General features: G+C 42.3%; 21 protein-coding genes and 3 tRNA genes. 15 read left to right on the forward strand and 9 right to left on the reverse strand.

The window, feature by feature from the left end; translation table 11 throughout:
• Positions 1–175: 175 nt before the first annotated feature.
• Complete coding sequence (locus tag AC4MC0_RS15105; protein WP_078388580.1) at positions 176–1,114, reverse strand: RluA family pseudouridine synthase; 939 nt, start codon at positions 1,112–1,114, stop codon at positions 176–178.
• A gap of 757 nt (positions 1,115–1,871) precedes the next feature.
• Here AC4MC0_RS15105 and AC4MC0_RS15110 point away from each other — a divergent pair.
• From AC4MC0_RS15110 to AC4MC0_RS15130, 5 genes are all read left to right on the forward strand, one after another.
• Positions 1,872–5,357 carry an Rne/Rng family ribonuclease gene (locus tag AC4MC0_RS15110; RefSeq protein WP_335997613.1) on the forward strand — a complete coding sequence of 1,162 codons (3,486 nt, stop codon included), beginning with the start codon at positions 1,872–1,874 and terminating at the stop codon, positions 5,355–5,357.
• A gap of 170 nt (positions 5,358–5,527) precedes the next feature.
• Entirely contained in the window at positions 5,528–7,369 is a 1,842-nt protein-coding gene (locus tag AC4MC0_RS15115) for a long-chain-acyl-CoA synthetase (protein ID WP_335997610.1), read from the forward strand.
• A gap of 130 nt (positions 7,370–7,499) precedes the next feature.
• Positions 7,500–7,575: transfer RNA gene (locus AC4MC0_RS15120), tRNA-Lys, on the forward strand.
• A gap of 19 nt (positions 7,576–7,594) precedes the next feature.
• A tRNA-Lys gene (locus AC4MC0_RS15125) sits at positions 7,595–7,670 on the forward strand.
• A 102-nt stretch (positions 7,671–7,772) separates the two neighbouring features.
• Positions 7,773–7,848: transfer RNA gene (locus AC4MC0_RS15130), tRNA-Lys, on the forward strand.
• Between the two features lie 143 nt (positions 7,849–7,991).
• On the opposite strand, the gene AC4MC0_RS15135 is transcribed toward AC4MC0_RS15130, so the two are convergent.
• The gene (locus AC4MC0_RS15135) at positions 7,992–8,636 is read right to left on the reverse strand and encodes a hypothetical protein (protein WP_335997608.1); all 645 of its coding nucleotides are present in this window, start codon (positions 8,634–8,636) and stop codon (positions 7,992–7,994) included.
• A 284-nt stretch (positions 8,637–8,920) separates the two neighbouring features.
• On the opposite strand from AC4MC0_RS15135, the gene AC4MC0_RS15140 reads away from it, so the two are divergent.
• The gene (locus tag AC4MC0_RS15140) at positions 8,921–9,196 is read left to right on the forward strand and encodes a PspC domain-containing protein (protein ID WP_004692583.1); all 276 of its coding nucleotides are present in this window, start codon (positions 8,921–8,923) and stop codon (positions 9,194–9,196) included.
• Positions 9,197–9,290: 94 nt separating this feature from the next.
• Here AC4MC0_RS15140 and AC4MC0_RS15145 read toward each other — a convergent pair whose 3' ends face one another.
• Positions 9,291–10,388: an HPP family protein gene (locus AC4MC0_RS15145; protein ID WP_058868850.1), complete on the reverse strand. Its 1,098-nt coding sequence runs from the start codon at positions 10,386–10,388 to the stop codon at positions 9,291–9,293.
• Between the two features lie 172 nt (positions 10,389–10,560).
• Between AC4MC0_RS15145 and AC4MC0_RS15150 the strand changes: the two genes are divergently transcribed.
• The 4 genes from AC4MC0_RS15150 to glyS all read left to right on the forward strand — a co-directional run bounded on the left by AC4MC0_RS15150 (position 10,561) and on the right by glyS (position 14,319).
• Complete coding sequence (locus tag AC4MC0_RS15150) at positions 10,561–10,851, forward strand: hypothetical protein (RefSeq protein WP_058868849.1); 291 nt, start codon at positions 10,561–10,563, stop codon at positions 10,849–10,851.
• 19 nt (positions 10,852–10,870) lie between these two features.
• A complete protein-coding gene (locus AC4MC0_RS15155) occupies positions 10,871–11,155 on the forward strand; it encodes a hypothetical protein (protein ID WP_126038396.1) in 285 nt (94 codons plus the stop codon).
• 105 nt (positions 11,156–11,260) lie between these two features.
• A complete protein-coding gene (gene glyQ, locus AC4MC0_RS15160) occupies positions 11,261–12,250 on the forward strand; it encodes a glycine--tRNA ligase subunit alpha (RefSeq protein ID WP_004978878.1) in 990 nt (329 codons plus the stop codon).
• Entirely contained in the window at positions 12,250–14,319 is a 2,070-nt protein-coding gene (gene glyS / locus AC4MC0_RS15165) for a glycine--tRNA ligase subunit beta (protein WP_335997602.1), read from the forward strand. The genes glyQ and glyS overlap by 1 nt, the downstream gene beginning before the upstream one ends.
• Before the next feature lie 45 nt (positions 14,320–14,364).
• Here glyS and AC4MC0_RS15170 read toward each other — a convergent pair whose 3' ends face one another.
• Positions 14,365–16,173: an AAA family ATPase gene (locus AC4MC0_RS15170; protein WP_335997600.1), complete on the reverse strand. Its 1,809-nt coding sequence runs from the start codon at positions 16,171–16,173 to the stop codon at positions 14,365–14,367.
• Between the two features lie 212 nt (positions 16,174–16,385).
• Here AC4MC0_RS15170 and AC4MC0_RS15175 point away from each other — a divergent pair, with 212 nt between their 5' ends.
• The 3 genes from AC4MC0_RS15175 (at position 16,386) to AC4MC0_RS15185 (ending at position 18,326) form a co-directional block, all read left to right on the forward strand.
• Positions 16,386–16,775, forward strand: a complete 390-nt coding sequence (locus AC4MC0_RS15175) for a hypothetical protein (protein WP_004978867.1) — start codon at positions 16,386–16,388, stop codon at positions 16,773–16,775.
• 299 nt (positions 16,776–17,074) lie between these two features.
• Positions 17,075–17,596 carry a hypothetical protein gene (locus AC4MC0_RS15180; protein ID WP_201707112.1) on the forward strand — a complete coding sequence of 174 codons (522 nt, stop codon included), beginning with the start codon at positions 17,075–17,077 and terminating at the stop codon, positions 17,594–17,596.
• A 166-nt stretch (positions 17,597–17,762) separates the two neighbouring features.
• A complete protein-coding gene (locus tag AC4MC0_RS15185; RefSeq protein WP_201707111.1) occupies positions 17,763–18,326 on the forward strand; it encodes a hypothetical protein in 564 nt (187 codons plus the stop codon).
• Between the two features lie 50 nt (positions 18,327–18,376).
• On the opposite strand, the gene AC4MC0_RS15190 is transcribed toward AC4MC0_RS15185, so the two are convergent.
• From AC4MC0_RS15190 to AC4MC0_RS15200, 3 genes are all read right to left on the reverse strand, one after another.
• Entirely contained in the window at positions 18,377–19,333 is a 957-nt protein-coding gene (locus AC4MC0_RS15190) for a 2-hydroxyacid dehydrogenase (RefSeq protein WP_335997596.1), read from the reverse strand.
• 123 nt (positions 19,334–19,456) lie between these two features.
• Positions 19,457–19,651 (reverse strand): hypothetical protein, encoded by a 195-nt coding sequence (locus tag AC4MC0_RS15195; RefSeq protein ID WP_004692607.1) that lies wholly within the window; start codon positions 19,649–19,651, stop codon positions 19,457–19,459.
• A gap of 133 nt (positions 19,652–19,784) precedes the next feature.
• Complete coding sequence (locus AC4MC0_RS15200) at positions 19,785–21,071, reverse strand: hypothetical protein (protein WP_335997593.1); 1,287 nt, start codon at positions 21,069–21,071, stop codon at positions 19,785–19,787.
• 122 nt (positions 21,072–21,193) lie between these two features.
• On the opposite strand from AC4MC0_RS15200, the gene AC4MC0_RS15205 reads away from it, so the two are divergent.
• On the forward strand, positions 21,194–21,973 hold the full coding sequence (locus tag AC4MC0_RS15205) for a class I SAM-dependent methyltransferase (RefSeq protein ID WP_335997591.1): 780 nt from the start codon (positions 21,194–21,196) through the stop codon (positions 21,971–21,973).
• 12 nt (positions 21,974–21,985) lie between these two features.
• Positions 21,986–22,546 carry a hypothetical protein gene (locus AC4MC0_RS15210; protein WP_335997589.1) on the forward strand — a complete coding sequence of 187 codons (561 nt, stop codon included), beginning with the start codon at positions 21,986–21,988 and terminating at the stop codon, positions 22,544–22,546.
• A 58-nt stretch (positions 22,547–22,604) separates the two neighbouring features.
• On the opposite strand, the gene AC4MC0_RS15215 is transcribed toward AC4MC0_RS15210, so the two are convergent.
• Complete coding sequence (locus tag AC4MC0_RS15215) at positions 22,605–23,015, reverse strand: GFA family protein (RefSeq protein WP_004978849.1); 411 nt, start codon at positions 23,013–23,015, stop codon at positions 22,605–22,607.
• A 58-nt stretch (positions 23,016–23,073) separates the two neighbouring features.
• A complete protein-coding gene (locus AC4MC0_RS15220; RefSeq protein WP_335997587.1) occupies positions 23,074–24,285 on the reverse strand; it encodes a TIGR03862 family flavoprotein in 1,212 nt (403 codons plus the stop codon).
• Positions 24,286–24,288: the final 3 nt, after the last annotated feature.

Here is a 24,288-nt window from a genome sequence, read left to right on the forward strand (position 1 = left end):
GGTTCCAATATTTACTTTTATAAAGTCAATTTACACGATGCATTTGCTACACAATGGCGACAAGGATGTCACCGTTGAGCTGACTTGCATTTCGCTTTAAATCAGTGCTTAAAGCGCGTACAAGACATTCCGTCAACTCAACAAAAGCCATGTCTTAAAATGAAAGGGAAAAGAATTAATCCTTCTTCTGCGCTCTTAACTGCGCCACAATACTCTGCATATCTTCAGGCAAAGGCGCTTCAATCGGTACATAACCAGGGATGTCTAAACGCATTGCATGCAGACATAAACGACGTGGCTTCGGCCCTTTATATTCTGTTTCATGACCATATTTATCGTCACCCACCAGTGGATGACCAATGCTTAAACCATGCACACGAATTTGATGGGTACGCCCTGAAAGTGGTGATGCATAAACTAAGGTTGCATGCATAAAACGCTCAGCCACATTCCACTGCGTTTTAGACTCTTTACCTTCGCTCGATACACGCACACGACGCTCACCATTGGCCAGTTCATAACGGTGCAAAGGCGCATCAATTAACTGCTTGTCTAAACTCACCACACCTTTGACTACAGCAGCGTAAGTTTTCTTAATTTTGTGTTCACGCAACATGTCTTGCAAACTTTTTAACACACTACGCTTTTTAGAAATCATCACCAAACCTGAGGTATCACGGTCAATACGATGAATCAGTTCTAAGTATTTTTTACCTGTTGCCGCACGTAAGCCTTCAATCAGACCATAAGCCACACCACTGCCACCATGCACGGCAATGCCAGATGGTTTATTGACAACCATCAAGCCCTCATCTTCATACACCACACGGCTCAGTAAACTCTGTGCCACTTTGTCAGAAACAGGTGCCGCATTTTCATCTTTTTGTTCATAGCGAATCGGGGCCACACGAATCTGGTCACCAATAGACAACTTAGTTTCTGCTTTTATACGCTTTTTATTCACGCGAACCTGACCTTCACGAATCAGGCGATAAATACGACTTTTAGGCACACCTTTTAAACGGCTAAATAAAAAGTTATCAATCCGTTGCCCTGCTTGATGCTCGTCCACTTCAAACCACGTCACGTTTTGCCATTGTTGGGTAGAATTCATACAGTTACTGCGACCTAAAAAATACGGAATTTGAATAAAAAATGACCATTTAGGCTATGCTTTACACAAGAAAGACTAGCTTAGCCCATAGGCAGATGGTACAAGGTTTGATATAGTCAGCGCACGGATACCACCATAAGTGAGTCAAAAGCTTAATCATTTCAATTTTAAATTGAATAGTTAAGAAAATAACTCAACTCAGCTTGGAACGGTCCCAAAAGAATTATGCCGACGCCGAAGGCTTATTATATCGGCAAAACAGCAAACTGTTAGGTTTAATTGTGCATCTGCACATAAATCAGTTTGCCCCAAAAAAATATGTGACCAACGAAGGTTGGTTTTTAAACGTAAACTGATATACATCAGATTAGTCGCTCCCTGATGTCGTATTCAGGCCACAGCGTTGATGCATATGGATCTGTTCAGTTGTAAAGGTACGATGATAATTCCGTATCAAGACACCCTATCCAAAAAGAAGGGTTGCTCTTCGAGCAAATGTGACAGTGAAAGTTACTTACATCCAATGCACCGCTTGTCCGCCAGTGAAACGCGCAGGAGACTTTAATCGTTTAAAGATTGAAGCCGTATTGCCATCATCAATATGTGAATCAAAACCGAAGCCGATCAAAAAGGCAGGTAATAAAACTCAGACCACAATCGGTTTATTTGAGATCTGAGCAAAATTGGTCCGTGATGTTTGATGTTCGCTACGTGTTTAGCGATAGTTTGCTGTGTATCACTATTAGGTGTTACACCCATGAAACGTATGTTGATTAATGCAACACATGCAGAAGAGATTCGCGTTGCACTTGTCACTGGGCAGCGTCTTTACGATTTTGACTTAGAGAATCGTACCCGTGAACAAAAAAAATCCAATATCTATAAAGGTCACGTGACTCGCGTTGAGCCTTCTTTAGAAGCCGTCTTTGTTGAATATGGTGCGGGACGTCAAGGCTTCTTGTCTATGCGCGAAATCGCAAATTCATATTACCAAGCAGACCCACGCCAAACTTCAAACATTCGCGAATTGATCACTGAAGGCACAGAGCTTCTGGTTCAAGTTGAAAAAGAAGAACGTGGTAACAAAGGCGCTGCCCTCTCTACCTTCATTTCTTTAGCTGGTCGCTATTTGGTACTTATGCCAAATAACCCGAAAGGTGGTGGTATTAGCCGTCAAATTTCAGGTTCAGTACGTGAAGAATTGAAAAAAATGTTGGCGTCGTTAAATGTACCTCGTGGCATGAGCGTGATTGTACGTACTGCGGGTATTGGCCGTTCTCAAGAAGAATTACAACTCGACCTACAGCACTTACTTGATCTTTGGGCGCAAATCCAAAATACAGCAAGTTCTGGTCCATCACCAATGTTGGTTCACCAAGAAGCGGGGGTGGTGACGCGTGCGATTCGTGATTATTTACGTGATGATGTTGCTGAAATCTTAATTGATTCAGAGCAAGCCTATAACGAAGCCTATAACTTCGTAAAAGCAGTCATGCCTCGTCAAATCGACAAGCTAAAAACTTATACGCTAAATGAGCCATTATTTGCTCATTTTGGTATTGAAAGCCAAATTCAAACCGCTTATGAACGTGAAGTTAAACTTCCTTCAGGCGGTTCAATCGTTATTGACCAAACCGAAGCATTAGTGTCAATCGACATTAACTCTGCAAAATCAACCCGTGGTAGTGATGTTGAAGATACAGCGCTCAATACCAACCTTGAAGCAGCGGAAGAAATTGCACGTCAACTGCGTTTACGTGACATTGGTGGTTTGGTCGTGATCGACTTTATCGACATGACCAAAGACCGCAACCAACGTATGGTTGAGGCGAAACTTCGCGAAGCAACACAAAGCGACCGTGCCCGTATCCAATTCGGTCAATTGTCTCGTTTTGGCTTGATGGAAATGAGCCGTCAACGTCTACGCCCTTCGCTTGAAGAAGCAACAGGTTATGTCTGCCCGCGCTGTCATGGCACAGGTATGGTTCGTGACTTACGCTCATTATCGCTTTCAATCATGCGTAAAGTAGAAGAAATTGCGCTGCGTGAACGTCATGGTGAAGTTCAAGTACAGGTTCCTGTTGAAATTGCAGCCTTCTTATTGAATGAAAAGCGTCACACGTTGGTTTACCTCGAACAAACCTCAGGTGTTCGTGTGACTGTGCTTCCGCACCCACACTTAGAAACTCCGCATTACGAAATTTCGTATAACCCTGAAGGCTTTGCACCAACCAGCTATGAACGTACAGAAGCAACACGTTCAAGCGAAAAAGAGTTGGGTTACGAGTCATCAGAATGGCATTTAGATGGTGCAGATCATGTGCATCAACATGCCGCTCCTGCGCCTGCACAACAAGAAAAAGGCAACAAAAAACCTCGTAACAACGCGCCACAACAACAAGTCGCTCAACAAACCCCTGCTCAGACTGCACCTTCAAGCAGCCCATGTGCATGGTTAGAAAACTTGTTTGTGCAAAAACAAGCTGCGACTGTCGATCAATCACGTTCTGCAAATAATGCTGCTGCAGCCATTGAGCAAATGGTGAATGGTGGTGCAGTGAGTCGTGGTCAGTTTGGTCAAGTTGGCACGCCTGCTGCGGCACCAGTTGCACCAAGCAACAATGTCTACATAAGCGCTGCACCTGTTCATGCAAAATCTGAACACCGTGAAGATAAGCATGTAGAGAAAGAAGAACGTGGCACACGCCACAACAAAAAGCGCCCTAATAAGCACAAAGAGTCACGTGAGCAAAATGCGCAACATGACAACCAAGTTCATGAAGAAATTGTGCAGGTCTCTCGTCAAGATCAACAACGCCAAGATCGTTATGAACAACGTCCTGAACGCAATGAACCACAACGCCAAGACCGTCATGAACAACGTTCTGAGCGCGGTGAACAACAACGTCAAGACCGTCCAGAGCGCAGTGAACAGCAACGTCAGGAACCGCGTGAAAACAAGCGTTCATCATCACGTCGCCAACACGGTGAGCAACAGCAAAACACTGATGTTCAAAACGAACAGCAAAATGCAATGCCACGTCGTGACCGCCGTAACCAACCTCGTCCAGAGCGCCCAAATCGCCACCGCGACCCAAGTGTACTGAATGAGCAAGCGACTGAAGCAGCGCCAGCTGTGGTTCAAGAACCTCAAGTTAAAGTTGAGTTGATTGAAGCGCCGCGTCAAGAAATGATCACAACAGCCCATGTGGTCAATGTCGATCAAGCGCAAAGTGAAATCGTGGCATTAACTCCGCCTGCACACACTGCAACCGAAACCAAGCCTCAGCAAGCGGCTGTTGCGAAAGCAGAAGTTGAAGTAAAAGCTGAGAAAGTGGTACAGGAGAAAGCAACTGAAGTTGTAGCAGCACCTGCTGAACAACAAGCAGAGCAAAAACCACGTGAAAGCGTAAAACGTGCCAGCAATGATCCACGCCAACGCCGTCGCCAACAACGCGCTGCACACACACAGCAAACTGAAACACCTAAACTCACACCTTCACAGGTGCCAACTTTAGGTCAGTACACCATCAGCAGCTTGATTCGCCATGTCTATGGTGAAGACTGTTCAGTGCTGATTGAGCAGTTTGGTTTAATTCCAACCTTCAACCGTGCCCTTCAGAAATTTACTGAAGAGTATGCAGCAACGTTAAGCAAAACTGTGACAACGCCTGCTGTTGAAGCAGAGAAAAAACCGGTCACCCGTGATGTTGAAATCACAAAAGCGCAGCCTGAAGCAGAGCCAGTTCCAGTATTGGACCTGACACCGCCTGCACCTGTGTCTGAACAACGTGTTGCAAATGACCCGCGTGAGCGTCGTCGTCTAGCTAAACTTGCTGCTGAACAAGCCAAACAAGCACGTGAAACAGCACCTGTTGCTGAATCGTCAGCGCCTGAAACAGCGATTGTTGCAGAAACGCCTGCTGCTGAAGCTGCACCTGCTGTAACTCCAGAGGAAAACGAGCCTGCCCTTGTAACAGAAAGCGAAGCGCCTATTGCCGTTGAAAGCAGTGAAGTGAAAAGCATGGCTGATGTAGCTGCGGTTGAAGAAGTGGAAGTTGTTGTTGCTCCAGTTCAAGCCAAAGCGCCTAGAGCATCAAAGCAAGCTGAAAAAGTAGAAGTGACTGAAACTGTAGCGGAAACAGCTGCGGACGAGTCGGATAAATCAGACTCGGACAAGCCAGTTCGCCCACGTCGTCCACGTGGTCGTCCACCGAAAAAAGCGAGCCCGACTGAGTCGTAATTCGCCCTAGAGTTGTCAATTTAAAAAACCTAGTCATGTCAGTGGCTAGGTTTTTTTGTTATTTTCGTCAGATTAGGTTGATTGCACTAGACCGAAACGATTAAAAGAACAAGTGTAGAAACTGAGCACTATTCAAACGCATTGGATTGCATAAAATAATTAGGATTCATATGAGCCAACACCCATCACATGACCTCATTGGTATTACTGACGTTGCAGCAAAACTTCCTCAATTCATCAGTAAAGTTCCCAACTTACTCAGTGGATTAAAGCAAGCATATTTACGTACCCCAAACACCCCAGCAGGCCTCGGGATTGCTTTTGAAAAAGCAGTGAAGCGCAACCCTCACGGTATGGCCCTGCTTTTTGAAGAGCAAAAATTTAGCTACCAAGCCCTCAACGAATGGGCAAACCAAATCGGGCATTATTTTTTATCCATCGGGGCAAAAAAGGGTGATGTCATCACAGTGATGATTGAAAACCGTCCTGAATTGGTTGCAACCGTGATTGCACTTGCCAAAATTGGCGTTACTGCAGCTTTAGTCAATACCTCTCAAGTCGGTAAAGTGCTGGCGCATAGTATTAATCTAGTCAAACCCATCGCAGTCATCGTGGGTGAAGAATGTCGTGCCGCAGTTGATGAAATCCGTCATGATTTAAATCTATCTACGGATCGTTTCTATTGGTTTGCCGACCAAGAAACCCAAAAAGATGCAGGCCTTGCGCCACAAGGTTTTAGTAATCTTGCTGAAAAAATTGATGCCTTTGCCAAGTTCAATACCCCAACCACACATAGTGTGCTGGGTAAAGATGGCTTGTTTTATATTTATACCTCAGGCACAACCGGTCTACCTAAAGCCGTTATTTTCACACATAGCCGCTGGACGTTGGCTTATGGAACCTACGGGCACGTACTCAACCTCGGCAAAGACGATGTGATGTATGTCACCTTGCCGCTGTACCATGCAACAGGTATTGTGGTGTGTTGGTGTGGCGTGATTGCAGGTGCTGGCACCTTGGCTTTACGCCGTAAATACTCCACTTCTGCTTTTTGGAAAGATGTGCAAAAGTTCGATGCCTCTGCCATAGGCTATGTGGGTGAGTTATGTCGCTACCTCATGGATGCATCACCTTCAGATTTAGAAAAAGGCCACCGTGTCACCAAAATGATCGGCAATGGCATGCGTCCGAATATTTGGGACAAATTCAAACAGCGGTTTGGTATTGAAGAAATTTTAGAGCTTTATGCATCGAGCGAAGGCAATGTCGGCTTTAGCAATGTATTTAACTTTGACAACACTGTCGGCTTTTCACCTACGCCTTATGCCATTATCCAGTTTGATAAAGAAAAAAATGCACCTGTTTATGATGCCAAGGGTGGCTGTATCAAGGTCAAAAAAGGCGAAGTTGGTTTATTGATTGGTAAAATTACTCGCCGCTCCCCTTTTGATGGCTATACCGACCCTGAAAAAAATAAATCGGTGATTCTTAAAGATGTCTTCAAGTCCGGCGATGCTTATTTCAACACAGGGGACTTAGTCCGTGACATTGGTTTCCGTCATGCCCAATTCGTCGACCGCTTAGGCGACACTTTCCGCTGGAAAGGCGAAAATGTGTCCACGACTGAAGTTGAAAACATGGTTAGTGAATATGACAAAATCACCGAAGCCGTGGTTTATGGTGTCGAAATTCCGAACACCAATGGCCGAGCGGGGATGGCTGCGATTACACTGGCAGACGGCGCTGAATTGAATGAGCAGGATTTAGCCCAAATGCTCGTGAGCTTTAAAAAATGTCTGCCTGCCTATGCTGTACCCGTTTTCTTACGCGTACAAAAGCAAGTTGAAACTACAGGAACGTTTAAATACCAAAAGAACAAGCTCAAAGAACAAGCCTTTGACCCGAAAAAAACGGATGAACGCTTGCTGGTCCTGTTACCCAACAGCAGTGCCTATGCAGATTTAACGCAACAAGTCTTTGATAACATTCAAGCCTATCAATATCGCTTCTAAACTCGAATTGCTTGTTTTTTAGCTACCTAATCACAAATTTGTTGTATTTATAATCAAACATCAACAAGTTTGCGATTTTTTACTTGCGCTCGATGCATATCTTGCTACAATACGCTCCATCAAATGATATGGGTCGTTAGCTCAGCTGGTAGAGCAGCGGACTTTTAATCCGTTGGTCCCGCGTTCGAATCGCGGACGACCCACCATTCCTTTGATACCCTTGATGGGTCGTTAGCTCAGCTGGTAGAGCAGCGGACTTTTAATCCGTTGGTCCCGCGTTCGAATCGCGGACGACCCACCATCTTTCTTGTAAAATCTAATTTTACAAACCTGCTCAGGTTCGAATGCTTTAAAAATTTCTTTTTTAAACTTTCAGCGAATACTCTTTCGCACACCTTGCTCAGGGTCGTTAGCTCAGCTGGTAGAGCAGCGGACTTTTAATCCGTTGGTCCCGCGTTCGAATCGCGGACGACCCACCATTTATTTAAATCCTCTTTAATTGTATTCATATGACATTTATTTAGCGAAATGCTATTTAATTCATAAAATTCGCACTCTGTTCATTTCTTCACTATTTTTATTCTTCAGTCTTATTCTGTTGCTTTACCCAATTCCATTTTAACTATGAATTAGGCTCACGCTTTAACGTATACGCACGCTCTAATTTCGGAAAACCTCGCGCATACAATTTTTGGTTAGTGGCATCTAGATTATTACTTTTATCCAAATCCATTTGCAGCGTTTGCGAATCCACCACGCGATAATAAAAATTAATCCCCTCTTTACGATGGACAATCAACTCTGTTCGCTCTTTATTCATGGTCCATGTATCACGGCGATAACTTAAGTTTGAAAAGCCAGGGCGTTGTTTTTCTGAAAAGACCTTACCCAAACGCACAATGCTGCGATGCACCGTACCATCAGGTAAAAAATTGAGAATAAAATCAGCCTTCCCCGTTTCACAAGGGAAAAAATAACCATCACATTGAATTTGTGTGCGATAACGCCCAATGAACTGCTGTTCACGAATATCAAGCGTACGAGGTGCATACTCCGAATCATCTTGCATGGTGGCCCGTCCTGCCACCTCAGTCAGCTTCTTCCCCGACTCAGATGAAACATCCACGTCCTCTACCGTACTATTTTCATGTTGTTGTGACGCTTCCGAGAGCCCACCATCACAGCCAGCTAACGATACACCAATTAGCGCCACCGCTCCTTGCAGTAATACGCCAATCAAACCCTGATGTTTTCGTTTCAACTTCATTCCACACTCACTTCCTGCACGTGATTAATCTCCATAACCATCACGAATATTCCATCCTGACCCCTGGTGTTTTCTCGGATTCAAATGACTTGCTGACTTTAAGCAGCTAGCTCAACGCCAAATAGAGCACATTTTAGTCCTGATCAAAACCCTAGCTTTTATCTCTTTACATAACTTTACTTTTTAATCGACTCCGTCACCTTTAAAAACGTAATTCCATCTCCATTTTTAAACTATAAGTGCAAAAAGCCACTTATTAGATTTTAATTTTTAAGGAGACCTAGATGGCCAATGTTGGTTTATATCGCTCAAACCGCTCAAACATGATTGCTGGTGTGATGGGCGGTATTGCTGAACGTTTTGGTTGGAACGCAAATTTGCTTCGTATTGTTTTCATCACCATTTCACTGTTAAGTGCAGCATTCCCCGGAATTTTGGTTTACCTGATTCTTTGGTTGGTGATGCCAAAACAAAAAGACCAAATCGAGCATTCTCCACAGGCCCGATCTGGTTATAGCAATACAATGCGTACCGTTAATCCAGATCATCGCAACCCATAAGCGCACATCTTTCGTCTCAAAAAGTTTCTTTTTATGCTACGACAACTTCCCCCAAAGTGTCGTAGCTTTTTTTTGCCTACGACACTCACATGACTTAACGATGTTGTAACAGACGATACAAGGCTGCAATCATATCGGCACGGCTAATGATACCGACCAAAGCCTTGTTTTCAACCACAGGAATATAGTTAAAAGAACGTTCAACAAAGTATGGGATCAGATCTTGCAGTTCTTGATCTGGCTGTACCGTGACTACCTGACGCTTCATAATATGTTTGACTTGATCTTGCCAAGAAGTACGTAAATCCGTTGCCTTTTGGAACCACTCGACCACTTCATATAAAGCCAAGGTGCCGCATACTTGTTCAGCTCGATTTAACACAGGTAAACTCATCAGATTGACCTGTTTAAATTTTTCCACAGCGACTTGAATGTCTTCATCTTCATATAAACACAGGACATCTTTACTCATAATGTCCCGACAGCGTAGGTCTATATGAAAGCGAGTATCGGCCTGTGCTTGGGCTTTTAAAATCAGTTTTTGTAAATCATATTCACTGATGTCAAGCAACTGTGTTTCTTGGGCTAAAACTTGATGAATATCTTCAGGTTGAATTGTGACCTTCTGGGTGGGGGTCGGGTCGGTGCTACGCGTATTGACTTGCGCCACGGTTGGGTATTGTTTCCCGAGCAATCGGTTGAACGCAATCGCAATCACGAGAAGCAGGATCGAGTTAAGTAGAACAGGATAAAACACAAATTGATACCCTAACTCGTGTACCGTATCTCCTCCCAGTACCGCTGTAATTGCCACTGCACCACTTGGTGGATGCAAAGAATCTGTCGTCATCATCAAAATAATCGACAAAGCCACAGCAACACTAAATGCTTCTGTTAAGTTGGAAATATAGAGTGCACAGGTCACCCCAATCACAGCTGCAATCGTATTCCCAATCACAATATTCCATGGCTGAGCCAAAGGACTAGCTGGTACGGCAAAAAGCAACACCGAGGACGCACCCATCGGGGCGATATACCATGCATTGATCCCACCCAAAAGCCACCAACTTATGAGTGAAGACAGTGCTAATCCCAACAATGCACCCAAACCACAGAGCATTCTTTCCTTTAGCGGTAACACTTTAAAATTCGGTTTTAAGGTATTTAACCATTCAAGTTGCATATGAAACACAGCCGCCCTTCTACTTTTGCGCACTTAACCAGTGCAAAATTATACGCGGTCTCACCAATAAGATGCATCTATTTTACATCTTAGAGATATCAATTTTGTTATTTCAATTGTTATCAGCAAAGTCTATATTTAGCGCAAGAGTTTCATTTTTATAAGAAGAAAGGTACACGTCTTGGGAAAATTCAAATATGAAGATCACCTTGAAACTTTAGGTTTATGTGAATGCTTAATTGCCCTGATTCAATTTGAAGTGAAACAAGGCAACAAAATCTCTGGTTACGATACTCATGCAAAATGGCCTAAAGAAGAGAGCCATTTGATTTATCTAAAACAATCTCTGCATTTAAAAAATCTTAATTTTCCCCAACACCCGAATGTTCAAGCTCAGGTTAATCGAGATATGCATTCTAATTGGCATACAGATGCTTACTGCACCATGCATCATCACCTTATTATTGGATAATTTATGAAAAGAATAAAAAATGACTGAAAAACTTGAAATCTGCGACTGCTTAAATGAATTATTAACACTTGAATTGTCACTTGGAAATTCAGTTTCTCACTTTGACAATCATGCCAAATGGCCTTATCCCGAGACCCATTTTGTTATGTTAGCCCATGATCTTCATACTCATTTAGAAACATTGGCATACTCAAAAAATATTTCCCACCAAATATGCAAAGATATTCATTATGGTTGGCATGATGAATGTTTATGCGAAATTCATCACGACTTACTGTGTGCAGGTCGTACTAAGCCATTTTAGCAAATATAAAATTAAGTGCTGAAAAATAAATAGAGCCTTTGCCACTCCCCTGCAAAATCCTTATACTTAGAAACAATTTTTTCTTATATTTATAATGGATGCTGCATGAGTCGCGCCATATCGCATATTGATACATTCCAAGGCTTAATTCTTGCCTTACAAAACTACTGGGCTGAACAAGGTTGTGTCATTTTACAACCTTACGATATGGAAATGGGTGCAGGGACATTCCACACTGCAACATTCTTACGCGCACTTGGGCCTGAAACTTGGAACGCAGCATACGTTCAACCCTCACGCCGCCCTAAAGATGGTCGTTATGGTGAAAACCCAAACCGTTTGCAACACTACTACCAATTCCAAGTGGTATTGAAACCAAACCCAGATAATATCCAACAACTTTACCTAGACTCCTTAGAAGCGATTGGTATCGATACCCTTACTCACGATATTCGTTTCGTAGAAGACAACTGGGAATCTCCAACACTCGGCGCTTGGGGCTTAGGTTGGGAAGTTTGGCTCAATGGTATGGAAGTGACTCAGTTTACTTACTTCCAACAAGTTGGTGGTGTTGAATGTTACCCAGTAACAGGTGAAATCACTTACGGTCTTGAACGTTTAGCCATGTACCTACAAGGTGTCGACTCTGTTTACGATCTTGTTTGGACCAAAGGTCAGTTTGGTACTGTGACTTATGGCGATGTATTCCATCAAAATGAAGTTGAGCAATCAACTTATAACTTTGAATATGCCAACGTTGAAAAAATGTTTGAATTGTTCGATTTCTATGAAGCGGAAGCAACTCGCTTAATGGAAGCTGAACTTCCACTTCCTGCCTATGAGCAAGTAATCAAAGCATCACACAGCTTTAACTTGCTCGATGCACGTGGGGCGATTTCTGTGACTGAGCGTCAACGTTATATTTTACGTGTACGTACTTTGGCTCGTTCAATTGCACAAAGTTATGTGGCGGCTCGTGCCAAACTTGGTTTCCCAATGGCAGAACCACATTTACGTGATGAAGTTTTAGCGCAATTGAAAGCTCAGGTTGAAGCGGAAGCGGCTCAAGCCGAAAAATCAGCGGAGAACAAATAATGTCTAAACATACCGTTTTATTTGAACTTGGCTGTGAAGAACTTCCACCCAAAAACTTAAAAACTTTACGTGATGCATTGCAAGCTGAAACTGTAAAAGGCTTAAAAGATGCAGGTTTGGCTTTTGAAGCAATTGAAGCTTATGCAGCACCTCGTCGTTTGGCATTGAAAATTATCAATGTCGATGGTGCTCAAGCAGATACTCAAAAACGTTTTGACGGTCCTGCTGTACAAGCTGCTTATGATGCAGAAGGCAAACCAACCAAAGCACTTGAAGGCTTTATGCGTGGTCAAGGCATTACTGCGGATCAAGTTTCAACTTTCCAAGCAGGTAAAGTTGAAAAAGTTTGCTACTTAAAAGATGTGCAAGGTCAAAGCCTTGACGCTTTACTGCCACAAATTTTACAAACTGCTTTGGATAACCTTCCAATCGCAAAACGTATGCGTTCTGCGGCAAGCCGTACTGAATTCGTTCGTCCTGTAAAATGGGTTGTATTGTTAAAAGACAACGATGTTGTTGATGCAACTATTCAGGATCACAAAGCCGGCAATGTGACTTATGGTCACCGTTTCCATGCACCTGAAGCGATTACTTTAACCAATGCAGATACATATTTAGATGCGCTTCGTGCTGCAAAAGTTGTCGCGAATTTTGAAGAGCGCCAAGCGATCATTGATCAACAAGTGAAAGCTTTGGCTGATGAAGTCAATGCGATTGCGATCGTTCCTGCTGATTTACGTGATGAAGTGACGGCATTGGTTGAATGGCCTGTTGCGCTTCGTGCAAGCTTTGAAGAACGTTTCCTTGCTGTGCCTCAAGAAGCGTTAATCACGACCATGCAAGACAACCAAAAGTATTTTTGTTTGGTGAATGCTGACAATAAACTTCAACCTTACTTTATTACTGTTTCAAATATTGAGTCTAAAGATTCAACTCAAATCATTGAAGGGAATGAGAAAGTTGTACGCCCTCGTTTGTCTGATGCTGAATTCTTCTTCTTACAAGATCAAAAGCAACCGCTTGCATCTCGTAAAGAAAAATTAGCCAATATGGTTTTCCAAGCACAGTTAGGTACGCTTTGGAATAAATCTGAACGTATTGCTAAATTGGCTGTGGCTTTATCTGCAATCACAGGTGCGAATCCTGCCGATGCTGAAAAAGCAGCACTTCTTGCAAAGTGTGATTTAACTTCTGAATTGGTTGGCGAATTCCCTGAACTTCAAGGGATTGCGGGCACTTACTATGCACGTATTGAAGGCGAGAATGATGAAGTTGCGGAAGCTTTAGGTGAGCAATATTTACCTAAGTTTGCTGGCGATGTTCTACCGAAAACCAAAACGGGTACGACGATTGCCCTTGCTGATCGTTTAGATACGTTGACTGGTATTTTCGGTATTGGTCAAGCGCCTACAGGTTCTAAAGACCCGTTTGCTTTACGTCGTTCTGCGATTGGTATTTTGCGTTTAGTGACTGAAAACAATCTTGATGTTTCAATTGAAGAGTTGATCAAGCTTGCTTTGGCTGCTTATGGCGATGTATTGAAAGACCACAACAATACTTTGGCGGATGCTGTTGCATTCCTTGAAGGTCGTTATCGTGCGAAGTATGAAGACCAAGGCGTTGCAGTTGATGTGATTCAAGCGGTTCAAGCGCTTTCACCAAAATCACCTCTTGATTTTGATAAGCGTGTGACTGCGGTGAATCATTTCCGTAGCCTGCCCGAAGCTGCTGCTTTGGCTGCTGCGAATAAACGTGTTGCGAATATCTTGGCGAAAGAAGCTGCACCTACGGGTGAAATTGTCGAATCTAAATTGCTTGAAGATGCTGAAAAAGCACTTTATGCAGAGATTCAAAATATCTTGCCTGTGGTTCAACCGCTTTTAGCTGCAAAAGACTACACTTCTGCACTTTCTAAGTTAGCTGCGCTGCGTGCACCAATTGATGCGTTCTTTGATGGCGTCATGGTGATGGCAGATGATGCTGAATTGAAAGCGAACCGTTTACGTTTACTGGCTCAGTTACGTGATTTGTTTACAAGTGTTGCGGATATTTCAGTGTTGCAGCACTAAGCTGAATGATTGAAATAAAAACCCGCTTTAAAGCGGGTTTTTTATCTAAGATACTAAGAAATCTTCAATTATAGGAAATACTAATTCCTCGTATTTATCAAATACAGTTGGATCATTAATGTTTTCATAAATGTAATCACAAAATTTATTTTTATCAAAAGACCGCTTGGTGTTAGATCCTCCATAGGCATCTGGTATTTCACGTACTGAATAAAATTCATCGGTAAATAATTCTTCTTTTAATAAGTTTTCAGAACCTTTTCTGACTTTGGAGTTTCCCATATTGAGTGGTACTTTGTTTTTAACTACTGAACCAACAACCTCTTTATTAATACTTGTATCACAATCATATAAAAATAAAACTTTACGAGTAATTGCATTCAGATTATGTTTTAAAAAATCAAAACCTTTTTCTAAACTACTATCCCCTCCAAATTTAACTTGTCCATTTTCTTGTGTTATACCAATTTCATCAATTTCATCAATTTCAATATTTTCCAACCAACCAGTTTTTCCTTTCAACTCAAAAGCTTTTTTTAGAAATTTTATATCTGTTTTACCTTCAACTAAAATTAATGGCTTTTGCGTTTCTTGGATTTTTCGATGCAAAGTTTCTTCAAATTTTGCTGTATTTTTATAGAAGTTAAAGGATTCTTCAAACTCACCGAATCGCTCAGAAGTGATATTCATTCCTGATGGCAGATCAATCAACTGAATATTTTCCGCTCCAAACTCTTTTTCCATTCCTAATACAAAAAGTGGAGAGTGTGACGTTACAATAAATTGAATTTTTGGAAATAATTTCATTAATTTAGGTAGAATTTCACTTTGATGTTTACTATGTAAATGAGCATCTATTTCATCAACAACAATCATTCCCTCTATATTTTCCAAAAGAATACTGTTATTTATATTTGTATAGTCAGCATGACGAATAATAGTAAAAAATAAATTAAGTAAAATTAATTGACCAGTCGAAAGTTGTTCTAACGTTGGAATAACAATTCCACTTCTATTACTTAAAGACAGCCGAGATAAAGAATTATTTCTCCAACCTGTTTTCAAATATAGCTCATCATTATCTAGAACCGTCTGAAATATCTTATTTATATTACGATATGAGTTATTGATTGCATTCTTATCTTGTATGGCTTGTTTTCTTTCCTCCTCATTCAAAAAATCCAATTCGGCCGGCAAAATAGCTGAATCTAAAATAACATCAAGCATCCATTGAATATTTTTTTTAAATGTGTCTATACACATTATTTCTTTATCTAAGTTCCCTCCAAACTTTTGTTCAATATCAAATATTTCTTGTATTTGCGCATCTACATTCAACCAATGTGGAACAATTTTTCTAAAGCTAGGAAAAAATGCAATTGTATTTAAAAAAAGTTCCTTAATATCTTCTTTTGAAGCCAAAATTTTTTTTTGATTCCCACTTCCTCGATCAATATCATTAATTTTATTGGTGTATAAATTCATTAAATCTTGAGCTGAATCGATACTTCCTATTTTCTCACAATAGTGTACTTCTTTATGATTTTGGTCATTTGTAAACTTTAAATATGCTGCTGCACTTTGACTCTGAGTTTTAGTATTAATATCCCTTGGTGAAATCATTCTAAAATAGGGTGAATCCATACTCGCCGTCTTTGAAACTACATCACTAAATTCTTTTTTTGCTATTTCAAAGAAAGCATCTGCAATATACGAAAGAGTATACGTTTTCCCTGAGCCATTTTTTCCTACTAAAATAATAGGCTTCGGGTTCGAATTTTCTTGCAGCTCAAATTCAAGATCTAACGTCTCAAGTGGCCCAATATTTCTGATGTGAAGGTTTCTTAAGTACATGAATTATCCTCTATTTTTATATTCACATATTAACAAAATATAATTAAAGCCTAAATAATTTACTTATTAGAATCATCTCAATATTTAAGCCTCCTCCAAAGAATTGATCATCAATGACATACATAGCACCAAACTTACATTATAAAACCTATAGGATTTTTACTTTCATTTCCCTATACTCAACCTAACAACTCGCAACAAGAACGAACCTTATGAAATTAAAAACTGTACTTTTCGCTACTTTTGCTGCCCTTTCTATTACAGCATGTACATCTCAACCCACAATTCCACAGTTGACAGCGGGTGTATTACAAGAAGTCCAAGACATTGAAGTCTATCCAGACACAACCAACAACAAAGCAAAACTGACCAAATTTGAAGACAAATGCGTCATCGAATTTACTGGCAACCTCAAAGCAGGCAAAGTCGTAGAACAGTGGGCGTTCCGTGACTACACCCTCATTACAGGTGGCTCAGCAACCTTTGCACTCGATGGCACCAGCACAGCAACCAAATTTGAATTACACGATGCAGAAGTACAGAAAAACTTCCTCGCACTACGTAATCACTTTGCAAAAGAAGCCTTAGCGCAATGTAACTAAGCAAATCGTCATCACTGATGCAACATCAGTGATGACTTTCTCTCAAATGCCTTTCGCTTCGTGTCCTTTACTTCAATACCAGTCTCCATATTCTTTACATTTAAAACAACGACCACGCATAAACTTACATAATTTTAATGAATTAACTGAACGACACAATTTTCAGCCCATTGTTCATGCGCTGTTGCCGCATTGTGCGACTTTCATATCAAACGCTATTTTTGAGCTCATTTCTGTCTATGATGACTGCTGTTCTGAACTCCTCATCGGGTTCTGTCATAAGAGGTAGAAAATCAAAGATGAAAGTTTTAACAAAGACACTCACCGCTTCGGCTTTAACCACTGCACTTTTAGCTTCCACTTCCCTATTTGCAAATACCACAGCCAATACATCGGCCAATGTTCAAGTTCAAACCTCGCAGCCAAGCGTATTGCAAAACTTAAAACATGATGTCAAACATGCCGCACATGCTACAGGAGAAACGGTTGAGCATGGTGTCGACAAAACCAAAGCATTCAGCAAAGAAAAATGGCAAGACACCAAAGAATTTTCAGCTGAAAAATCTGCTGTCGTAAAAGATAAGGCTGGTGACGTTAAACACTCTGTTGAGCATAACACCAAAAAAAGTGGTCACTATATAGCGGATAAAGCGAAACAAGGCCAACAAGCGACCAAACAAAAATGGCAGGAAACTAAGCAGGCTGTCAGTGGTCAACCCAAACGTGCAGACATAAATGGGCAGGCTCAAGTGGAACTAGATACACCTGTTGCTAAAGCCAAAGTCGGTTCATCTGCGGATGCCGCTGTTGGCGCGAAGTAGAAGTTAAACTCCTCCAGAGTTGAAAGAGTCCACATGCTGGGCTCTTTTTTAGCTATATACGTTTGCACACTACGCTTGTTTACAACCAAGCACATGAAATTCACACAAAGAGGCTTTATGCTAAAACGCTGATTTATGCACGATAGCCCAAGAGGTACACTGCTCTATGAACATGATGAAAACAACACTCTTCTGCACTCTTTTAATGACAACAGCAGGTGTATGGGCACAAACAGAAACCACTACTCAGCAAGCGCAAAAGCCAATTACGCCTTATGGTAAAAACCCCAACATCTTTCACGTTTGGGCTTATAAAACTCAAGAAGGTGTGATTAACACGGCGGAAAAAGTCGGGACTGCAACAGAAAAAGGCATCCAAAAAATTCGCCCTTCTGCACACCAAGCCTTGGACAGTGCAAAAACCATCACCAACAACACCGCAGAACAAGCCAAAGAAACAGGACAGCAAGTTACCCAAAATGTGAATAAAAAGCTGCATGAAACCAAGCAAGTGATTACTGGTCAAACAGATCAACCCGCCCCCATTTACCAAGGCAGATTGAGTCAACCGTCATCTGCACCCGTAGATGCTCCTGCGGTTCAAGCGCCTTCAGTCTCATCTCTACAGCCTGTCGCACCACAAACAGTAAATGAGCCCACGATTACACAAGCACCGTCTTCCTTTACACCTGCTCAAGCAGAAGAAGAAATTAAAGTGACTAAGCTTTAATAGCAAAAAAGCACATCACTCGACGGGCTTTTTCGTTGTCATCATTTGTTTTAATTCACCCGACGGATTGGCTGCCCTGCTTGAAAAGCTTGAGCATTTTCCACCAACTGCTGCACCATGCGTTGACGTGCATCGACACTGCCCCACGCACTGTGTGGCGTAATGATTAAATTCGGCAGACAAGCCTCCAATAAAACATTACCCTCTTTAGGTGGCTCAACGGTCAATACATCAGTTGCAGCGCCCGCAATTTCACCCTGTTTTAACGCGTCTGCTAAGGCTGCTTCATTCACAATTCCACCACGTGCACAATTAATTAAAAAGGTACTTTTTTTCATTTTTTTGAAAGCTTCGGCATCAATCAGGTCGCGAGTATCATCGGTTAATGGACAATGCAGACTGACAAAATCTGATTGCGCCAGCAAGTCGTCAAAGCCCACTCGTGTTGAGTCAGCATGTGGACGGTTCGGCAAATTTCCCACTAAAACTCGCATGCCAAATGCTTCAGCGAGTTTAGCCACCGCCTGCCCCAATTCCCCATACCCTAAAATGCCCAATGTCTTGCCAGAAAGTTCGATAATTGGGTAGTCCAGTAGGCAAAACTGCGAAGCTTTATTCCATTCACCCTGCTGCACCGCACGCTCATATTGCAAGCAGGAGGTTGCAAGGTTGAGCATCAACATCAAAGTGTGCTGTGCCACCGCTGCCGTGCCATAACCCTGACAATTACACACCACAACACCTTGCGCTTTGGCTTGCTGCAAATCGATGTTATTGGTGCCTGTGGCAGAGATTAAAATCAACTTTAACTGAGAGCATTGTTTTAGGGTATCGGCATCCACCATTACTTTATTGCTAATAATCACATCTGCATCTTGCACACGCGCAACAAGCGTCTCAGCATCGGTACTTGGGTAAAGGATCAGTTCATCAAAAACAGCATGCAGTGCTTGAAAGTCCAAATCATTTTTATCTAAGGATGCACAATCTAAAAATACGGCTTTCATTGCTCACGTCCAGTTGTTCTGCATAATGATAGAGCGCTTATTTAAACTAACTCAGCTTCTTTTTTCAACGTAAACACTGTCTTCACCACTTAAAAATAGCCGCAACACACAGAAAAAAGCCCGCTATTTAACGGGCTTATTACGATGAATACGAATAGAAATACTGATCTGTTTAATCACATAAAACGTCAGGATCAGCAGGAGAATGAGACCACCACCGAATGTCAGATAAGCTGGGTCTAAACTTTGTGCCAGTACGCTTTGTGATGTTGAAATAAACAGTAATGTTATAAATACAGCCGACCAATGTCTTTGCATTGCTTCCACCCTATTTGATCTTTATCCGTATTGTTTAAAAGATAAACAATACTTTCATATTAAACCAAATAGGCCGGAAAACAAGAGCTTGGCTTTAGACCAAAGCCCTATAGGGATAAATCAAATGAACATATCATAGAAACACATCTGACTCAGCATCGCTTGGCACCAAAAACTGCGCCGTTTCAGGAATCTCTTCGACTAAATCAAAGCCACCATATTCATCACAGCTAAAGTTAAACTGCTTATAACTAATCAGATAATAATCACTGTATTTTTTCATTAATAATGGATGCATCCCAGCGCTCAATTCGGCTTGTTCATGCACCAACTTCATAATCTGACGGTCATTCATCACCACGGTATAGCGCATGTCATTATAGTAAATGTGGACCAGTCCGTTGCCCTTGGCAAAGATCGGCAACAGAAACTTATGATTCAGTGCAATAGCATCTGGTGCATAGCTTTCAATCTTCTGACTGATCATATTGAACACTAAACCATGTCCAAAACTATCCATTAACTGACAGCTATTTTCTTGCGGCAAGTTGACCTGAATGCCCAATTTCAACAGATCGGTCTGGCTCACTTGTCGATTGCTGAGTAACTCGCGGATAATGCTTTGTTTGAGTTTGCTATCAAAAAATTGACCGTCTAACTCAAGCTCATTATTTTTCAGAATTCGCCCCAAAGAAAAGCGGTGACGTGGCAACAAGTTTTCGATCACTTTCCGGTAATAAAACTTGCTATTCTTTTTCACTTCACGAATTTTTTTATAAAAATACGGCGCATCAAACTCATGACGTAAAAAATCGTGCAATAAATCTGAACTGGCTAAAACCGCAATCGCATCATGCCCTGTAAAAGGTAAGTTCAGGGTATTCAGATTCGGCACGACCGTTTGTAATTTTTCATAATGCGCACGGTCTTCAGGGCAGTAAGGGTCATAAATAACAATGTATTCACACTCTGCCGAGACATCCTTCGGCTGTACCTGCATGTCATGGTTCAGCTCAGGCTGATAGAACATGTTATAGCGGTTATCCGTCACCTGTTCAGGGTCAATCGAATACTGCGGCACCAAGGCCACTACGCGCTTAAACTGAAGCAGCTTAGAGTATTTAATCGCAGCATAACCGCCCATTGACCCTGCATAGGCAATACGGTTTTGAAAGGGTGCAATCCAAGCGCGAATTGCATCCAACATGGCCAACATCGAAGACTCTGGAAACCATGACTTTTGTTTTGGCATAATGCCAACCACATTAAAGCCAAACTTCGTTAGTGACTTTTCTGCATTGATCGACGTTCCCTTGGCACGAGTAATCAGATCGCCAAAAGAGAAAATAAGTTCGTCCGATGAACCCTGTAAAAAAATGACACGAATCTGTTCGTCTTCAAAAATAATTTGTTTCGCCATGTCCATGCTGAGAGATTTCATTCCTATAAAGTGAGGTCATGTTCGTTCCATACAGCATAAGCGATTTCATCGAACCAAATGTGTTATTTTATAGATGCAGAGCAGATAAAAAAGCGCAAAATATGACACAATTACTCCATCCTGCGGCACAACACGGGTTTAGTGCAGCTGCTGAACTTTATCAACAAGTGCGTCCAAGTTATCCACAAGAGATCCATGCGTGGCTCACCGAGCAGTTGCATTTAAACGTAGATTCTCATGTGATTGATCTTGCCTCGGGCACAGGTAAGTTTCTGCCTTATCTGATTCCACATAGTGGACAACTCACTGCCATCGAACCTGTCACCGAAATGTTGGCTCAGCTTAAACTGGCTTACCCACTGGTGGAAAATTTACAAGCCTTTAGTGACCATATTCCCCTGCCATCGCAAAGTATCGATGCAGTTTTATCTGCGCAGGCCTTCCACTGGTTTGCCAACATGGACAGTTTAAAAGAAATCCATCGTGTCCTAAAACCGCAAGGGCATTTGGGCTTGGTCTGGAATCAACGCGACACTCAAGTCGACTGGGTCAATGCTCTGGCAGAACGGCTCGCTCCTTTAGAAGGAGAGACTCCGCGTTATCATAGTGGACTATGGCAAAAAATCTTTGAACATCAACCCTTATTTCAACTCAAAAGCCTGCATCAGTTTGCACAGCAGCAAACAGGTACCGTAGAACAAGTGGTCTCAAAACGTCTCCTTTCGACCAGCTTTATTGCCGCAATGCCACTCGAACAACAGCAGGAGTTAAAACATCAGTTTGAACAAATTGTGCAGCAGTACACGGGCAAACAGCCACAAGACGAAATCAGTTTTCCTTACATCACCTATGCCTATCACTTTCAAAAAATAGCAGAATAATAGGACACCGATATGAACCCACATACTCTTTCATTGAAACAGGTTCTACTGCCGCTTCTTTTAGGTGGCAGCTTAATCCTCACAGGCTGTAATAAAGCCAATGAACGTGCTGAGCAAGATACGCTTTCAAGCGATGATAAAATTCTGCAAGAACTGAGCTCCGAACCCGTCAAAAGTTTTGCTAAAACAACCAATGATCCACACGATATTGCGCTCTTGGTCGACTATGACCAGCGCTTTAGTAGCATGAGTGATGAAATGGAAGATGAACTCATGAAAATGCGTGAGGCAGGCACGCTCACGGATGAATTTGCAAAAACACGTCAACAAGACAATATTCAGTCTGCACTGAATATGCTGAAAGCACTGGATTTAAAAACAGAACAAGGGCGCTACATTCAAACTTTGATGTACCAATATTGGGATAACCAAGCCAAAATCATCCAAAATAAAGCCGCAGCACCACATGACAACGTGAAAGGCCTCGGTGAGCTCATCCATGCCCAAGAGCAGCTTGAACACTGGCAGTCGCAGTATCCTAAGGCTCAAGATACGATGTCGACAGGCTACTAACCTAATGACGGACAAAGAAAAGGGATCCGATGATCCCTTTTACTTATATATATTCTAACTATGGGCGTTCAGCATATTGTGGTAATGCATCACAAATGTTGTCCCACTCGGCTTGGGATGCTACAAAAATATGCTGCGTCGGCTTTTGCTGTAACGGGGTATCTAAAGTTCCAATACGCAAACGGTAAAACTCAGGTGTTTCAGCTTTAATACTGACAAGAGGTGAACCACAGTTGCCACAGAAACAACGCTCTGTGCCTGCACTCGATGCATATTTTTTCACAACGTCTTGACCAGAGGTCAGTTTAAAATCCGCCTTAGCAATCGGTGCATTTGTTGCATATGCCGTTCCATTGGCCTTGCGACATTTTTGACAATGGCATTGAATAATATCGCCAATCGGCCCATCAATTTGATAAGTCACTGCACCGCATAGGCAGCTGCCCACATACTGCTGAAGATCCGACATCATGATGCTCCTTGAATTTTTTATTCAAATTAGCACAGCTGATTTTCAGTTGCATCGCTTATGGCGAATTTTTTGCCACATTCAAATACTGCATCACACCCTCACCCGCAGCACGTCCGGTTGCAAAACATGCAGTGAGTAAGTAGCCCCCTGTGGGTGCATCCCAGTCCAACATTTCCCCACATAAAAAAACGGTGGGATTGGATTTTAATTGTAGCTGCGAGCTTAGGCCTTCACGGTGCACACCGCCAGCACAACTAATCGCTTCTTCAATCGGACGAAAACCAGTTAAAGGAATCTGTAATTGCTTCACCTGCTGCGCCAGTTGTTCAGGGCGATTCCAGTGTTCTTTTGCAACCAACTCTCGCACTAAACTTGCCTTAGCTGCATCTAAACCAGCTTTACGCCAAACATTACTTAAAGACTGTTTTTTTGTGGGTTTCAGACGCACAGCCAATTCTTGAACAGTGACATCTGGCAGTAAATCAAGCGTTAACACTAAAGGTTGGAGCTGTTTTTGCTGCGCACGCAGCGCTCGACCTTGCTTATAGACCAAACCACTTTCTAGTCCATAATGGGTGATGACGATATCACCCATACTTTTTTCGGCATCGCCCACCCATGCAGCGATACGTTTCAGTGGCTGCCCAAAGATGGGTTGCATATAGGTAGACCATTCATGTTCTACCCCAGCATTGCTGGCTTGAAAAGGCTCAATTTCATCGGCCTCCAACCAGTTTTGCCATGCGCCATCACTACCGAGCTGAGACCATGACACCGCTCCGCAAGCCAAGACGATCGCATCATAGCTCTGACTATGCGCTTGATCGCTAAGCAAAGATTTAATTTCAAGCGTATGCTCTTTGAGGCTGAGGCATTGATGACGATAGTAAAACTTGACGCCTGACTCAACCAAGCGTTTCAACCATGCACGTAATAAAGGCGCAGCTTTCATTTCAATCGGGAAAATACGCCCAGACGTTCCGACATAGGACTCAATGCCTAAACCTTTCATCCATGCCTGAATCCAGTTGGCATCCCACTTACGAATCCAAGGTGCTAGCCATTCAGCTTGATCATAACGACCTATAAACTGCTCCACAGGTTCTGCATGAGAGATATTCAGTCCTGTTTTACCCGCCATCAGGAACTTACGTGCAGCAGATGGTTTTTGTTCAAACACATCGACCTGAACATCATATTGGCTCAACACTTCTGCCGCCATCAAACCTGCTGGGCCCGCCCCAATAATTGCAATACGCTTTGGCATGAT

The organism is Acinetobacter sp. CAU_H_S139_7, from assembly GCF_058599305.1.